This window comes from Catenulispora yoronensis (genome assembly GCF_039531695.1).
Taxonomy (GTDB): domain Bacteria; phylum Actinomycetota; class Actinomycetes; order Streptomycetales; family Catenulisporaceae; genus Catenulispora; species Catenulispora yoronensis.
The window spans coordinates 31,535-45,931 of the sequence record NZ_BAAAQN010000024.1; the positions used below are offsets into that span (position 1 = coordinate 31,535).

A 14,397-nucleotide genomic window follows, 5' to 3' on the forward strand; every position below is an offset into this window, starting at 1 on the left:
CGGCCGGGCCCTCGGAGGGCCCGGCCGCCGGGAGAAGCGTCCGGTCGGCTCAGCGGCGCGTCGCCGCCCCGCGCGTCACACCCGCATCGGCAGCGTCACCACGACCCGGGTCGGGCCGCCCACCGGGCTGTCCACCGCCAGCGACCCGTCCACCGTCCGCACCCGGTCGTACAGGCCCGCCAGGCCCCCGGCGTACCCGACCCGCGCGCCGCCGCGCCCGTCGTCCTCCACGGTCAGTATCAGCTTGCCCGACTCCTGCACCACCGTCAGCGCCGCCCGGGTCGGGGCCGCGTGCTTGGCCGCGTTGGTCAGCAGCTCGGCCGCGCAGAAGTAGGCGATCGTCTCGATCGCGCCCGAGGGCCGCTCGCCCAGCGCCACCGACACCGTCACCGGCATCGCCGACCGGGCCGCCAGCGTGCCCAGGGCGTCCGACAGGCCGTTGTCCAGCGCCGCCGGGTGGATGCCGCGGGCCAGGTCCCGCAGCTCGTTGATGGCCAGCTTGGCGTTGCGGTGCGCGTTGTCGATCAGGGCCCTGGTCTCGGCCAGGTCCAGCGCCTCGCCCCCGGGCCCGGAGGCGTCCAGGTTCTCCTTCGCCTCGCCCAGCTGCATCGCCAGCGCCACCAGCTGCGCCTGCGCCCCGTCGTGCAGGTCGCGCTCGATCCGGCGCAGCGCGGCCGCCGAGTCGTCGACCGCGTGCGCCCGGCTCACGGTCAGCTCCTCCACCCGGCGCTCGCCCCGGGTCGGGCCCAGCAGCGCGGTCATCAGGAGCTTGTCGAGCCGGAGCAGGGCCTTCAGGATCCACACCCCGGCGTACAGCCAGACCAGGCCGACCGCGGTCAGCAGCAGGGCCCGGGAGAGGTTGTCGAAGTAGAAGCCGTCGCCGATCTGCAGGGCCGAGTGGTGCACGACGCCCTTGCTGTCCGTGTTCTGGATGTCGAAGATCGACCACCAGATCGGGTAAGTGATCAGCGTGACCGCCTCGACCACGCCGAAGGCCAGGGTCAGGGTGTAGGCGATGGCCAGCGGGAAGCGCACCAGCAGATAGGCCTGCGACCGCCAGGCCGGCAGGTCGCCCAGCGCCGCGCCGAGCTTGGCCAGCACGCCGTGCGAGGCCGCCCAGCGCTGGTTCGGCGGAGGGGCCTCGATCTCGGCGCCCAGCAGGCCCCGGGCCAGCAGGCGCTGGAACCGGGCGTAGTGGCGGGCCAGGAAGATCGCCAGGGCGATCAGCGGCAGTCCGACGAACGTGAAGCTCAGCGCGCCGCCGACGGCCAGCGTCGCGACGACGTAGACGAATCCCGCCAGGCCCAGGGGCGCGGACACGAGGGCGTAGAGGTACTGGCGCCAAGTCCGCGCGGCGAACGGGCTCAACAGGAAACGCTTCATGGGAGAGAGTCTTGCCGATCATGGCCGTCCGGCCCACGGTGCGGCCCGGGAACTTCAACCCCCGGTTATCCCTACCCCGGGGGCCCGGCGGACCGGGAGCCGTGGTGCGGACCACGTCCCTCGGGGCTCGGGCGCCCCCAGTGTCGCAGGGGCCACCGGGGTCGCGGAAGTCATGACGGAGGTCCGATGCTCGTCGTCGAGGCGGTCCACGTCAGCTTCTCCACCCGCGTCTCGCCGCCGACCGCGTGCAGCTTTGACCGCCGCCCACCGGTCGGCGTCGACCGTCACTCGGACCTTGTCCGTAGCCGATACGTTCACGTCCACCTACTCAGCGTAACCTCTTGCGGCTTCACGCGGGATGGCCTTCCATACGCGGCATGGTGACGGTCGCGGAGCTGATCGGAGCCCAGGCCCGGCGCGCCGGCACCGGGCTGCTGGGGCCCGGCGGGGTGCGGTATCGGCATGCGGAGACGGCGGCCGCGGCCGCGAGCAGGGCGGCGCTGTTCCGGCGGCGGCACCGGCCCGGCATGGAGCCGCATATCGGGATCCTGGCGGACAACACCGCCGAGTTCGTGTTCTGGCTCGAAGCGGCGGCGCTCGCCGGGGCGGCGCTGGTCGGCGTCAACCCCACGCGGCGGGGCGCGGAGCTGGCGCGCGACATCCGGCACGCGGAGTGCGAGGTGCTGGTGACGTCGCGGTCGTATCTGCCGTTGCTGGCGGGGATCGGGTTGGGGGGTGGGGCGGGCGGCGGTCGGGGCGGTGGTTGTGGCGGTAGTTCGGGCGGCGGTGCCCTGCCGCTGCTGGTCGTCGACGATCCGGACTACGCCGAGGCGCTGGCGCCGTTCCGCGGCGTCGGACCCGAGGACGTCGACCCGGTCGCGCCGATCACCGACGAGACCCGGATGCTGCTGTACTTCACGTCCGGGTCCACGGGCGCGCCGAAGGCCGTCACCTGTGTCCAGGGCCGCCTCGCCGCCTCCGGCGCCGCGATGGCCGAGCGGTTCGCGCTGACGGCGTCGGACGTCTGCTACATCCCGATGCCGATGTTCCACGGCAACGCCGTCCTGGCCAACTGGGGTCCGGCCCTGGTGGCCGGCGCCGCCGTGGCCCTGCGCGACCGCTTCTCGGCCTCCGGCTTCCTGCCCGACGTCCGCGCCTATCAGGCCACGTACTTCACCTACGTCGGCCGCGCCGTCTCCTACATCCTGGCCACCCCCGAGCACCCCGACGACGCCCGCAACACCCTGCGCGCTGGCTTCGGCACCGAGGCCGGCCCGGTGGACCGCGACCGCTTCGAGCGCCGCTTCGGCTGCCCCCTGTCCGAGGGCTACGGCGCCTCCGAGGGCGGCATCAACATCGTGGCGCCCCGCACCTTCCCCGCCGCCGTCCTGGCCCGCGGCACAGCCGTCGGCCGCACCGACCCGACCCTGTCCGTCCTCGACACCGAGACCGGCGCCCCCTGCCCGCCGGGCGCCTTCGACCCGGCCGGCCGCCTCCTCAACGGCGCCGCCGCGATCGGCGAACTGGTCCGCACCGGCCCCGGCGCCTTCACCGGCTACTGGAAGAACCCCGAAGCCGACGCCGAACGCTTCACCGAGGGCCGCTACCACAGCGGGGATCTCTTCTACGCGGACAGCGCCGGCTGGCTGTACTTCGCCGCCCGCAAGGCCGACCGCATGCGCGTCGACGGCGAGAACCTGTCCGTAGCGCTCCTGGAGGCCATCCTGGCGCGCTGGGAGCCGGTGTCCGGGGTGGCGGCCTATGCGGTGCCCGACGAGGTCTCAGGGGACGCTGTGATGTGCTCCCTGGTCCTGAACCAGGGTGCTGGGTTCGATCCCCGCGCCTTCGCGGATTTCCTGACGGCGCAAGCAGATCTGGGCACCAAGATGGCCCCGCGCTTCGTCCGCGTCACCGACACACTGATCACCACCGCGACCGAGAAGATCTCCCGCTACGCACTGCGGGAGCAGGGCTGGTGGGACGTCGGCGAGGACGTGGTGTGGACGCGAGCGGGGCGGGAGCTGGTCTACGAGGTGCTTGGCGTTGGTAGGGCGGCTCAGTAGAGACGCACGATGCCGTCCGGGTCTGCGCCAGTGGATGCTCGGGATGCCGAATCGTGACGGCGTCGACCAGGAACAGGACTTTGTGCCAGTGGTAGTTGGGCAGGTGCTCCATGACCTCGGCCGGAGTCAGGTCGGCGAAAGCGCGGTCATCGCAGGTGGTGACGAAAGCTTGGAAGCCTCCTCGTGTCAACGCCTCCGCCGCAGCCACGATCGCTGACCATGCTCCATGCGCGCGACCCTAACGTCGGCTGCCGACACCCGAGATCCCGACACCCAAGATCCCGACAGCCGACACCTCGACAGCCGACACCCCCCGCCTCAGACCTCCGCCGCCGCCCTGGGCAGCGTCACCGTGAACTCCGCGCCGCCGCCCCGTGCCGCCGCCACGCTGACCGTGCCGCCGTGGCCGGCGGCCACTTGGGCCACGATGGCCAGGCCGAGGCCGGAGCCGGGGAGGCCGCGGGCGCTGGCCGCGCGGTAGAAGCGGTCGAAGACGCGGGGCAGGTCCTCGGTGGGGATGCCGGGGCCGTGGTCGCGGATGGTCAGGGTCACGTCGTGGCGGTGGGCGGTCACGCCGACCTCTACCAGGCCGCCGTCGGGGGAGAACTTCGCGGCGTTGTCGAGGAGGTTGCGGACGGCCTTGGCCAGGCGGTCGGAGACGCCGACGACGTCGCATTCGGTCAGGTCGGCGCGGAACACCGCCTTCGGCCAGTGGGCGGCGGCGCGGTCGACGCAGCGTTGCACCAGCAGGTCGAAGCGCTGCTCCTCGAAGTGGTCGGCCTGTTCCTCGCCGCGGGCCAGCTCTACGGTGTCGGTCACCAGCGCGGTCAGGTCGTCCAGGCCGTTCATGATGCTGCTCACCAGGGCCTCGCGGTCCTCCGGGTCCAGGCGCGGGGCGTTGGCCAGCACCTCGACGTTGGTGCGCAGCGCGGTCAGCGGAGTGCGCAGCTCGTGGGAGGCGTCGGCGACCAGCTGTCGCTGGCGGTCGGTGGCCTCCTGCACCGCGTCGAGCATCGAGTTGAAGCTGGCGGCCAGGCGGCGCAGTTCGTCGCGGGACTCGCCGGGGCGGGCGTCCGGGATCCGGTGCGCCAGGTCGTGGGTGGCGGCGATGCGCTCGGCGGCGCCGGTCAGCTCGGCCACCGGCCGCAGCGCGCTGCGGGTCACCAGCCAGCCCAGCCCGGCGGCCAGCACGATGCCGGCCGAGGCCGCGCCGAACATCTCCCAGCCCAGGGTGGACAGCTGGCGGTCCACGCCGGACAGCGAGAACCCGATCTGCACCGCGCGGTTGTTGCCGATCGGCAAGGTCAGGATCCGCAGGTGGTCGCCGCCCATGTGGGCCGAGGAGACGTGGTCGGTCTCGTCCCCGGCGGCCACCGCGGCGTCCGTGGGGGAGATCGGCATTATCCGCTGGTCGGCCGGGACGATTATCGCGACCCGCTCGCTGACCTGCTTGACGGTCAGCGCCGTGCCGTTGCTGTCGATCAGCTGCCATTTGCCCTGGAGCTCGCCGTACAGCGCGGTGCGGTCCGGGAACGGGTGCAGGTACCCGCGCTGCAGGCTGTTCTGCATCCGCTCGCCCTGGCTGTGCAGGCCCTCGTCCATGTGCTGGATAAGTTCGTGCCGCACCGCCAGGTAGGCGAACGCCACGCCGCCGCTGACGCCCGCGGCCACCGCGACCGACGCGGCCAGGGCCAGGCGCGCGCGCAACGGGAGACGGCGCCACACCGAGAAGCTGAGCCGGCGGCGCACGGGGGTGCCGGTACCGCTGTCGCCGGTACCGCCGTCGCCCCCGGCGCCCGGGAGCGGGCTCACGTTCGGACTCGGGGCGGCGACGTACGGCGGCGTCAGCAGCGGCGGCGCCTCGCGCGGCCACGCCTGGAAGGACGCCGTCTCGAACGGCGTCGCCCCGACCACCGCACCGGCACCCGCCCCCGCACCCGCGCCGACCCCGGCACCCGCCCCCGCACCTGCCGCGACCACCGCACCCGCACCCGCCCCCGCACCTGCCCCGACCACCGCACCCACACCCGCACCCGCACCGGCCACAGCCCGCCGCGCCCGCCGCAGCAGCGCCCAGCTCACGCCGGCACCCGCAGCGTGTACCCGAACCCGCGCACGGTCTGCAGCAGCCGGGGCTCGCCCCCGGCCTCGGTCTTGCGCCGGATGCACGAGACGAACACCTCCAGCGAGTTGGACTCCGGCCCGAGCTCGTAGCCCCAGATCCGGTCGGAGATCACCTCCCGCGGCAGCACCCGCCCGCTGTTCCGCATCAGGAGCTCCAGCAGCGCGAACTCGGTCCGGGTCAGCTCGATCGAGCGTCCGGCCCGGTAGGCCAGCCGGGACTCCGGATCCAGCTCCAGGTCCTCGAACACCAGCCGCTCGGACTCCGGCAGCGGCTCGTACTCCGCGCGCCGCAGCAGCGCCCGCACCCGGGCGTGCAGCTCGGCCAGCGCGAACGGCTTCACCAGGTAGTCGTCCGCGCCGGCGTCGAGCCCGGCCACCCGGTCGCCGACCGCGTCGCGCGCGGTCAGCAGCAGGACCGGGGTGTGGTCGCCGACGCCGCGCAGGCGCCGGCACACCTCCACCCCGTCCAGCTCGGGCATCATCACGTCCAGCACGATCGCGTCCGGGGCCTCGGCGGCGATCTGCTCCAGGGCCGCCAGGCCCCCGGAGGCGGTGCGGACGCGGTAGCCCTGCAGGCGGAACGCCCGGGCCACCGCGTCACGGATCTCGGTGTCGTCGTCGACGACCAGCAGGCTGCGGGATTCTCGGGTGTCCATCCCGTCCAGTATCACCCGTTTGACCCACCAGGCGAAGACGCCGACGCCGAGGGGGTGCGGGCGCCCCGGCCCCCGCCGAACCCGCCGAAGTTGCTGATGCCGCTCAGCACCGAACGCGCGGTGATCTTGCCGCTACTGTCCGGAGTCCCGATCACCGTCACCTCCGACCCGTCGGCCAGGTCCGACAGCGCGCCGGTCTTGCCGATGGTGATGGTGGTCTGGCCGTCGGTGTCGACCGTCACCTGCTTGCCGGTGGAGTCGGTGATGGTCAGCGTGCTGCCGTTCACCGCGGTCACCTTGCCGGTGACCGTGCCGCCCCGGCCGAACTGGCCGTTCGCGCCGCTGGGCGCGCCGGACGGCCCGTTGGTGCCGCCGTACTGCCCGTTGCCGAAGCCGCGGGCCCGGTTGGCCCCGGTCCCGGTCGCGGCGTTGTTGGTGGTCTTGGTCGAGTCGGTGTTGGACTTGCCGACCGCGATGCCGCCGACGAAGCCGCCGACCGCCAGCACCACGCCGATCAGCGCCAGCGTGACCTTCGGCAGCCCGCCGCCGCCGTTGCGCGCCTTGAGCTGGCCGGCGATGTCCGGCGCGCTCGGCGCGGTGGACAGCAGCTCGAACTCATCGTTGCCGGTGCCGGACTCGGATCCCGTGCCGGTGCCGGTGCCGTCGCCGGCGGACTGGCCGGCCTGGTTCTCAGACATCTGACTTCTCCCGCTCGTGGTTGCTTACTCGTGGCGCAGGGCCTGGATCGGATGCAGCTTGGCCGCCCGGTTGGCCGGGAACGACCCGAAGAACAGCCCGATCAGCGCGGACACCGCGAAGGCCAGCGCGATCGAGGCCGGCACGATCACCGGCTTCACGCCGGCCACCGTGAACCGGGTGCCGACCAGGCCGGCGATCACCCCCAGCGCTCCGCCGATCAGGGACAGCAAAACGGCCTCGATGAGGAACTGGCCGAGGATCGCCGCGCGCGGCGCGCCGAGCGCTTTGCGGATGCCGATCTCCCGGGTCCGCTCGGTCACCGTGACCAGCATGATGTTGGTGATCCCGATGCCGCCGACCACCAGCGAGATGGCCGCGACCGCGCCGAGCAGCACGGTGAAGGTGTGGGTGGTGGAGTCCGAGGTGGCCAGCAGCGACTGCTGGTTCAGCACCCGGAAGTCCGGGGAGGCGGTGGCGGCCAGGTGGTGCCGGGACATCAGGATCGAGGTGATCTCGTCCTGCGCCGCGGTGGTGGCCGAGGCCGACTTGGCCTCCACCACGATCTGGTTCAGCGAGCCGAAGCCGGTCAGCGAGTTCTGCACGGTGGTCAGCGGCGCCACCGCGAAGTCGTCGGCGTCGTTCAGGCCGGTCGAGCCCTTGGCCTTGAGCACGCCCTCGACGGTGTAGGGGACGCTGTTGATCTGCACCTGCTGCCCGACCGGGTCGGCGGTGCCGAACAGGTCGGTGGCCACCGTCTGGCCGATCACGATCACCTTGCGGGCCTGGGTCACGTCGTCGTCGCCGAGCAGCGAGCCCTCGGCGAGCTCCCAGTTGGTGGCCGTGAAGTAGGCCGGCACGCTGCCCACCAGCTGCGCGATCTGGTGCGTGGCCCCGGAGTAGGTGGCGGTCGGGCTCGCGGTCACCACCGGCGAGGAGGACAGCACGTCCGGGGCGTTGGTCGGATCCACCAGCGCCTGGGCGTCGGCGGTGGTCAGCGCCGAGACCGAGCTCTGCGTCCCGGTGTTGCGCGAGGCCCGCTGGCCGAAGCCGCCGGCCTGCCGGGAGACGGTGAGCAGGTTGGTGCCCAGCTTGTTGATGTTGGCCTGGACCTGCGCCCCGGAGCCCTTGCCGACCGCCACCAGCAGGATCACCGCGCCCACGCCGATCAGGATGCCCAGGGTGGTCAGCGCCGAGCGCAGCTTGTTCGCCCGCAGGCCGGCGAAGGCGAAGCGGAAGACCTCGCGGAATCTCATCAGACGCTCCCGTGTGTGGCGCCGGCGCCGGGCCGGCCGGAGAGCCAGCCCCGGGCGCCGTTGCGCTCGTCGGAGACGATCCGGCCGTCCATCAGCCGGATCGCCCGGTCGGCGTGCTCGGCGATGTCGTGCTCGTGGGTGATCAGCACGATCGTGCGCCCGGCCTGGTGCAGCCGGTCGAACAGCGCCATCACGTCGGCCGAGGAGGTGCTGTCCAGGTTGCCGGTGGGCTCGTCGGCCAGGATCAGGGCCGGCGCGGTGACCAGCGCCCGGGCCACTGCCACCCGCTGTTGCTGGCCGCCGGAGAGCTCGTTGGGCTTGTGGTCCAGGCGGCTGCCCAGACCGACCAGCTCCAGCGCCGCCCGGGCCCGCTTGCGCCGCTCGGCGGTGCCGACCCCGGCGTAGATCAGCGGCAGCTCGACGTTGTCCAGCGCGGTGGTGCGCGGCAGCAGGTTGAAGGACTGGAAGACGAAGCCGATCTTGCGGTTGCGGACCAGCGCGAGCTGCCGGTCCGAGAGCTGCTCGACCTCGATGCCGTCCAGCCGGTAGCTGCCTGAGGTGGGCACGTCCAGGCAGCCGATGATGTTCATCATCGTCGACTTGCCCGAGCCCGAGGCGCCCATGATGGCCACGTAGTCGCCGGTCGGGACGGTCAGGGTCACGCCGCGCAGGGCGTGCACCGCGGTGCCGTCCATGCCGTAGGTCTTGGTGATGTCGGTGAGCTGGATGACCGGGTCGGGGCCGCCGGGCCCGCCGCCCGGACCCCCGGGGCCGCCCGGGCCGCCCGGGCCGCCGGCGGTGTGCGGAGCGTCCGGAACGGTCGGCAGCACCAGGGTGTCCAGCGCCTCCGGATCGCTGCGGCCGTCTTTGCCGCGCATGCCGGTCACCCCCCGAATCCGCCCCGGCCGCCGCCGAGGCCGCCGCCCAGGCCGCCGCCGGCCGCGCCGCCGCCGGTGAACCCGCCGCGGTTCGTGGTGGTGCCCGTGGTGGTGCGCGAGGACAGCAGCACCTGGTCGCCCTCGTTGAGGCCGGAGGTGATCTCGGTGGTCTGGTCGCCGACCACGCCGACCTGCACCGGCGTCGGGGTCTGGGCCTTGCCGCTGACCACCGTCACCGTGCTCTGCCCGCCGACCGTGGTCACCGACGAGGACGGCACGTACAGCACGTTCGTCACCTTGTCGGTGACCACCGTGACCGAGGCCGTCTGGCCCGGCTTCAGCGAGGCCAGGTCCTGCTGGCCGGCCGTGAACTGGAGCGTGACGCCGTACTCCACGACGTTCGACACCACGGTCGCGGTCGGGTCGACGGACTGCACGGAGGCGGTCAGCGCCGAGCCCGGGACGGCGTTGATCGAGATCTGCGCCGACTCCCCGGCCTTCAGCTTGGAGGCGTCGGTCTCGGCGAACTGGGCCCGCACGGTCAGCGTGCTCATGTCGCCGAGGGTGATGAAGCCGGTGCCGGACTTGGCCGTGCTGGAGGAGCTCGACGACCCGGACGACCCGGAGGCGCCGGAGGAGCCGGTCGACCCCGAGGAGGACGAGGAGGACGAGCCCGAGGACCCGGCGCTCACCGCGTCGCCGACCACGCCGCCGACGGAGAGCACCGTGCCGTTGGTCGGCGCCGTGATCGTCGTGCCGGTCAGCGCCTTCTGCGCCGAGGCGACCGAGTTCTGGGCGTTCACCACCGACTGGTTGGCCTGCGCCAGCTGGTCCGGGGTGGCCGGGGCGGCGGAGACCGCCTGCTGCGCCACGGTGGTGTTGTAGGAGTTCTGCGCCTGGTTCAGCGAGTTCTGCGCCTGGTGCAGCGACTGGGTGTCCTTCTGCGTCCCGGTCTTCTGGGCGTTCTGGGCCTGGGTCAGCGCGTTCTGGTCCTGCGCGACCTTGTTGGCGTCGGCCGTGCAGGCCGCCGCCTTGGCCGCGCCGGCGGCGCAGTCCGCGGCCTGCGTCGCCTGGTCCGCGCTCAGCGCGGACTTGGCGTTGCCGACCGCCGAGGCCAGGTTCGAGGCGTCCAGCGATATCGAGTTCTGCGAGTCGCTGTACGAGGTCCGGGCCGCGGCCAGGCTGTCCTGGGCCGACTTCAGCTGCTGGGCGCTGAGCGCCTGCTGCTGCGGCGTCTGGCCCTGTTGCAGCTTGGTCAGCTGGGCCTGCGCGGTGGCCAGCTGGGCCTGCGCGGCGGTCAGCTGCTGGTTGGCGTCGGCGGGGTCCACCTTGGCCAGCACCTGGCCGGCCTTGACGACGTCCCCGACCTTCACGTCGACCTCGGTCACCGTGCCCGAAGCGGTGAACGCGAGGGAGTCCTGGGCGGGCAGCGTGACGTTGCCGGAGGCCGAGACCTGCGCGGTGACGTCGCCGCGCTGCACCGCGACGGTGCGGCTGCTCGAAGCGGCCTTGGTGGTGGTGTCGTTGCCGAGCAGGGCCCAGGCGCCCGCCCCGCCGGCGGCCACGACCACGGCGAGCGAGGTGTTTATCCAGACTCCCTTGGGGAGTCGCGGGCTATCGGTCATGGCGCCAGAGGTTTCTCTGCTTGGCTGAAGCGAAGGTGAAGGGCGCCCTTCAGTCTCAGCCTGGGCCTCAGTACTATTCGACACCCTGGTGAACAGGGGGTGGTCCCCGCTAGTTTCTCCAGGGTGCCGAAGATTGACTGGAGGCCCGGGACGGGCCGCCGCGGCCGGCCGTTGCGCCGGGTGTTGGGCATGGGGCAGCGGCAGGGCCTGACCCTGCTGTCCGTCCTGGCCGGGGTGATGGTGCTGCTCGCCGCGGTCGCCGCGCTGGGCGGATTCGACGACGACCCGCGATCGGTGGCCGGCGCGTCGGCCGGCCTCGGCGCGGATCCGGATGCTCGGCGGAGCGCGGACGGCGGCTCCGGCGGCTCCGGCGGCGCGGACCATCTCTCAGGAAAAGCTAAGGCTTCCGAAATCCTGCTGGCATCCGTCCAGCACTACACGGACTTGCTCGCGACCGGCCAGACGATCATCGGCACTACGCACTATGCCTCCGAGGCCGCCTATAGCCAGGCGTTCACGGATTCGACCTCGCCGGCCGCGGCGTTCGCGAAGTTCCGGCTGTCACCGAACCCTGAGGCGGACGCGACGTATACCGAGGCCGTGAACGAAGCCACGGCCGCCTATGACGGCAAACCCGGGACCTTGAACCAGTGGACGCGCGACATGGCGAAGGCCAAGTGGGACCTGAGCGATTGGGTGGCCACGGCGTCCCGGTACCAGCAGGGGACCGCGGCCCAAGACGACCTGGACGCGGCCGCCGCCCTGGTGACGCAGGACCTTGCGACGGCGAAGGCCGACGTCGCGAAGCTCACCGGCTGACGGCGTCCGGCAGTTGGGCGAGGTTCGCCAGCAACTGCGCGGTCGGGAGTTCGTAATAGCGCCCATGGCGCAGCGGCCGGAATCCCAGCTCCTCGTTGACCGCGAGCATGTACGTGTTCGTCGTGTTGTTGCTCGTGTGGATCCGCTCCAACTCGGGCCACTCGCTCCGGAGCGTGCCGAGCATGGCGGACTTCAGCGCGAGACCGAGGCCGCGGCCCCGGTGGGCGGGCATCACGGCGGTGTCGAACTGGTACCCCAACTCGGGGCGGAACATGTAGCGCACGACGATGGTCAGCCCGGCCACGGTGCCGTCCGCCTCGCAGACCGCGACCGCGACCCGCTCCTGGGCGCCCTGCTCCACATAGTGGCGCTCGGCCTCGCGGATGGTCTCCGGCGTCCACCGCCCCTCCTCGCGATAGGAGGAGCCTCCCCTGGGGGCGTCCGCGATCGCCTGGCGGGCTGCGGCATAGGACGCGATCAGCTCCTCCGGCGCCGCGGTCGACCACTCCACCAGGCGGTAGCCCGGGGCCACCGGCGCCGACCGGGGTCGGACGGCGTCCTCGCCGCGCACCACCAGCCGCTGGACGACGACGTCGGCGGTGAAGGCGAAGCCCAGCCGGGTCACCCACGCCTCGCCGGCCGACCCCGGCTTCACCGGCACGCCCAGCACCAGGTCCCGGCCCCCCGCCGTGACCGACTCGGCGATCGGCCGGATCAGCGCGGTCCCGATCCCGCGCCGCCGATGCGCCGGGTGGATCCGCAGGTCCACGTAGCCGATCGTCGAGTTCACGCCCGCGAGCAGCTCGTGGGAGCCCAGCCCGACCACGGTGCCGTCGACCCGGGCCACCCACAGCGCCCGCACGCTGTCCGACCAGGTCGCGGTCCGCGCCTGGCCGACCACCGCGGCGCGGCTCGGAGCCGGGTCCTCGGGCATGTCGACCGCCCGCGCGGCGACCCGGAACGCGTGGAGGGCGTCCAGGTCGGCCTCGGAGGCGGCGTGCGGGTCGAACGGTTCGATGACGGGCGGCGGAGGTGGCGTCATGCCATCGGACGCTACCGCCGGACCGGCCGGCGTGCTCGCGAATAAAACAGGATGCTGCGATGAGCGGATCCGCGGTCAGCCCGCCACCAGCCGCCCTTCCATCAGCGCCAAACGCCGTTCCACCTTGATCTCGGCGAGGAAACGCTCGTCGTGACTGATCACGATGAACGCCCCCTGATACGCGTTCAGCGCGCTCTCCAGCTGTCCGACGCTCACCAGGTCCAGGTTGTTCGTCGGCTCGTCGAGCAGCAGCAGATGCGGCGCCGGCTCCGCGAACAGCACGCACGCCAGCGTCGCGCGCAGGCGCTCGCCGCCGGACAACGCGCGCACCGGCAAGTGAATGCGGCGGCCGCGGAACAGGAAGCGGGCCAGCAGATGCAGGCGCTCGGCGTCGGGCAGGGTCGGCGCCGCGGCGGCGAGGTTCTCGGCCACGGTGCGGTCCTCGTCCAGCAGGTCCAGGCGCTGGGAGAGATAGGCGGTGCGGCCGTCGGCGTGCTGGACCGAGCCGGCGTCGGGGGCCAGGTCGCCGCTGATCAGCCGGAGCAGCGTGGACTTGCCCGCGCCGTTGGCGCCGGTCAGCGCGATGCGCTCGGGGCCGCGGACGGTGAGGTCCACGCCCTCGCCGGCGAACAGTTCCCGGTCGCCGAAGCGCTTGCGCAGCTGCTCCCCCACGAACAGGGTGCGGCCGGCCGGGACCCGCGTCCCGGGCAGTTCCAGCGCGATCTGCTGGTCCGAGCGCACGGCCCGGGACGCGTCGTCGACCCGCTCCTTCGCGTCCTGCACCCGTGAGACGTGCATCTGCCGCGCGGTGCCGGCCGAGTTCTCGGCGCTGCGCTTGAGCCCGCCGGCCACGATGCGCGGCAGCCCGGCGTTCTCCAGATTGCGCGCCGCGTTGCCGGCCCGCCGCTCGGCCCGCTCCCGGGCCTGCTGCATCTCCCGCTTCTCGCGCTTCAGCTCCTGCTCGGCGTTGCGCAGCCGGCGTTCCGCCGACTCCCGCTCTGCTTCGACAGCTTCCTGATACGCGCTGAAATTGCCGCCGTGGAAACGGATCCGGCTGTCGTCGAGCTCTGCGATGCGGTCCATCCGCTCCAGCAGCTCGCGGTCGTGGCTGACCACCAGCAGGCAGCCGCGCCACTTCTCCAGCACCTCGTACAGGCGCCGGCGGGCCGGTCCGTCCAGATTGTTGGTGGGCTCGTCCAGCAGCAGCACGTCCGGACGCCGCAACAGCTCCGCGGCCAGCCCCAGCGAGACGGCCTGCCCGCCGGACAACGCACCGAGCGGGTCGCGCAGCGACACCTGGTCCAGCCCCAGCCGCTCCAGCTCGACCCGGGCCCGGTCCTCCACGTCCCAGTCGTCGCCGATCACCGCGAAGTGCCGCTCGTCGGTGTCGCCGCCCTCGATGGCGTCCAGCGCCGCCACGACCTCCGCGACTCCGAGCACCTCGGCCACGCTGCGCTCCGCGGTCAACGGAAGATCCTGCGGCAGATACCCGAGCACCCCCTCCACGGAGACACTCCCGGACCGCGGCGTCAGCACCCCCGCGACGAGCTTGAGCAACGTACTCTTCCCGGCCCCGTTGGGCGCGACCAGCCCGACGCGCTCGGCGTCGACATTGAAGGAGAGGTCCTGGAACACCGGGGTGTCGTCCGGCCACGAGAACGACAGGTCGGCGACGACAATGGGGGAGAAAGACATGGGAACACGCCCTAGAGGAGCCCGCAGAGCAGTCCGCTCGATACGGGAAAGACCAGTGGGGAGACAAGAAGACACAGACGCCGAGCGGCGGATCGACGACCCACCCACGCTCGACCACCCGGCAGCTCAGCCGGAGATGTCGTCTTCGCCCAACATGTCG

Annotated in this window: 11 protein-coding genes and 1 pseudogene; 2 read left to right on the forward strand and 10 right to left on the reverse strand. The window is 72.6% G+C overall.

Annotated elements, in window-relative coordinates:
• Window positions 1–75: 75 nt before the first annotated feature.
• Entirely contained in the window at window positions 76–1,383 is a 1,308-nt protein-coding gene (locus tag ABD481_RS20685) for a sensor histidine kinase (RefSeq protein WP_344667351.1), read from the reverse strand.
• A gap of 377 nt (window positions 1,384–1,760) precedes the next feature.
• On the opposite strand from ABD481_RS20685, the gene ABD481_RS20690 reads away from it, so the two are divergent.
• Window positions 1,761–3,446 (forward strand): AMP-binding protein, encoded by a 1,686-nt coding sequence (locus ABD481_RS20690; RefSeq protein WP_344667352.1) that lies wholly within the window; start codon window positions 1,761–1,763, stop codon window positions 3,444–3,446.
• A 22-nt stretch (window positions 3,447–3,468) separates the two neighbouring features.
• Here ABD481_RS20690 and ABD481_RS47410 read toward each other — a convergent pair.
• The 7 genes and pseudogenes from ABD481_RS47410 to ABD481_RS20720 all read right to left on the reverse strand — a co-directional run.
• Window positions 3,469–3,660, reverse strand: a pseudogene (locus tag ABD481_RS47410) (DUF6924 domain-containing protein); the annotation flags it as partial.
• Between the two features lie 104 nt (window positions 3,661–3,764).
• The gene (locus ABD481_RS20695) at window positions 3,765–5,528 is read right to left on the reverse strand and encodes a sensor histidine kinase (RefSeq protein ID WP_344667353.1); all 1,764 of its coding nucleotides are present in this window, start codon (window positions 5,526–5,528) and stop codon (window positions 3,765–3,767) included.
• Window positions 5,525–6,226: a response regulator transcription factor gene (locus ABD481_RS20700; protein ID WP_344667354.1), complete on the reverse strand. Its 702-nt coding sequence runs from the start codon at window positions 6,224–6,226 to the stop codon at window positions 5,525–5,527. Before ABD481_RS20700 ends, ABD481_RS20695 begins: the two co-directional genes overlap by 4 nt.
• An 11-nt stretch (window positions 6,227–6,237) precedes the next feature.
• On the reverse strand, window positions 6,238–6,924 hold the full coding sequence (locus tag ABD481_RS20705; RefSeq protein WP_344667355.1) for a DUF5666 domain-containing protein: 687 nt from the start codon (window positions 6,922–6,924) through the stop codon (window positions 6,238–6,240).
• Window positions 6,925–6,948: 24 nt separating this feature from the next.
• Window positions 6,949–8,178, reverse strand: a complete 1,230-nt coding sequence (locus ABD481_RS20710) for an ABC transporter permease (RefSeq protein ID WP_344667356.1) — start codon at window positions 8,176–8,178, stop codon at window positions 6,949–6,951.
• Window positions 8,178–8,873 carry an ABC transporter ATP-binding protein gene (locus ABD481_RS20715; protein ID WP_344667441.1) on the reverse strand — a complete coding sequence of 232 codons (696 nt, stop codon included), beginning with the start codon at window positions 8,871–8,873 and terminating at the stop codon, window positions 8,178–8,180. Before ABD481_RS20715 ends, ABD481_RS20710 begins: the two co-directional genes overlap by 1 nt.
• Window positions 8,874–9,061: 188 nt before the next feature.
• A complete protein-coding gene (locus ABD481_RS20720; RefSeq protein WP_344667357.1) occupies window positions 9,062–10,681 on the reverse strand; it encodes an HlyD family efflux transporter periplasmic adaptor subunit in 1,620 nt (539 codons plus the stop codon).
• A 189-nt stretch (window positions 10,682–10,870) separates the two neighbouring features.
• On the opposite strand from ABD481_RS20720, the gene ABD481_RS20725 reads away from it, so the two are divergent.
• Window positions 10,871–11,500: a hypothetical protein gene (locus ABD481_RS20725; RefSeq protein ID WP_344667358.1), complete on the forward strand. Its 630-nt coding sequence runs from the start codon at window positions 10,871–10,873 to the stop codon at window positions 11,498–11,500.
• Here the strand turns inward: ABD481_RS20725 and ABD481_RS20730 are convergent.
• Together ABD481_RS20730 and ABD481_RS20735 are read right to left on the reverse strand one after the other, a co-directional pair.
• Window positions 11,490–12,542, reverse strand: a complete 1,053-nt coding sequence (locus tag ABD481_RS20730) for a GNAT family N-acetyltransferase (RefSeq protein WP_344667359.1) — start codon at window positions 12,540–12,542, stop codon at window positions 11,490–11,492. The genes ABD481_RS20725 and ABD481_RS20730 overlap by 11 nt on opposite strands.
• 75 nt (window positions 12,543–12,617) lie before the next feature.
• Entirely contained in the window at window positions 12,618–14,237 is a 1,620-nt protein-coding gene (locus ABD481_RS20735) for an ABC-F family ATP-binding cassette domain-containing protein (protein WP_344667360.1), read from the reverse strand.
• Between the last annotated feature and the right edge of the window lie 160 nt (window positions 14,238–14,397).

Bases quoted from the DNA above. Each gene is read 5' to 3' on its own strand.
- ABD481_RS20710 (WP_344667356.1), bottom strand. From the start codon at position 8,178: ATGAGATTCCGCGAGGTCTTCCGCTTCGCCTTCGCCGGCCTGCGGGCG.
- ABD481_RS20730 (WP_344667359.1), bottom strand. From the start codon at position 12,542: ATGACGCCACCTCCGCCGCCCGTCATCGAACCGTTCGACCCGCACGCC.
- ABD481_RS20715 (WP_344667441.1), bottom strand. From the start codon at position 8,873: ATGGACGGCACCGCGGTGCACGCCCTGCGCGGCGTGACCCTGACCGTC.
- ABD481_RS20720 (WP_344667357.1), bottom strand. From the start codon at position 10,681: ATGACCGATAGCCCGCGACTCCCCAAGGGAGTCTGGATAAACACCTCG.
- ABD481_RS20705 (WP_344667355.1), bottom strand. From the start codon at position 6,924: ATGTCTGAGAACCAGGCCGGCCAGTCCGCCGGCGACGGCACCGGCACC.
- ABD481_RS20700 (WP_344667354.1), bottom strand. From the start codon at position 6,226: ATGGACACCCGAGAATCCCGCAGCCTGCTGGTCGTCGACGACGACACC.
- ABD481_RS20690 (WP_344667352.1), top strand. From the start codon at position 1,761: ATGGTGACGGTCGCGGAGCTGATCGGAGCCCAGGCCCGGCGCGCCGGC.
- ABD481_RS20725 (WP_344667358.1), top strand. From the start codon at position 10,871: ATGGGGCAGCGGCAGGGCCTGACCCTGCTGTCCGTCCTGGCCGGGGTG.
- ABD481_RS20735 (WP_344667360.1), bottom strand. From the start codon at position 14,237: ATGTCTTTCTCCCCCATTGTCGTCGCCGACCTGTCGTTCTCGTGGCCG.
- ABD481_RS20685 (WP_344667351.1), bottom strand. From the start codon at position 1,383: ATGAAGCGTTTCCTGTTGAGCCCGTTCGCCGCGCGGACTTGGCGCCAG.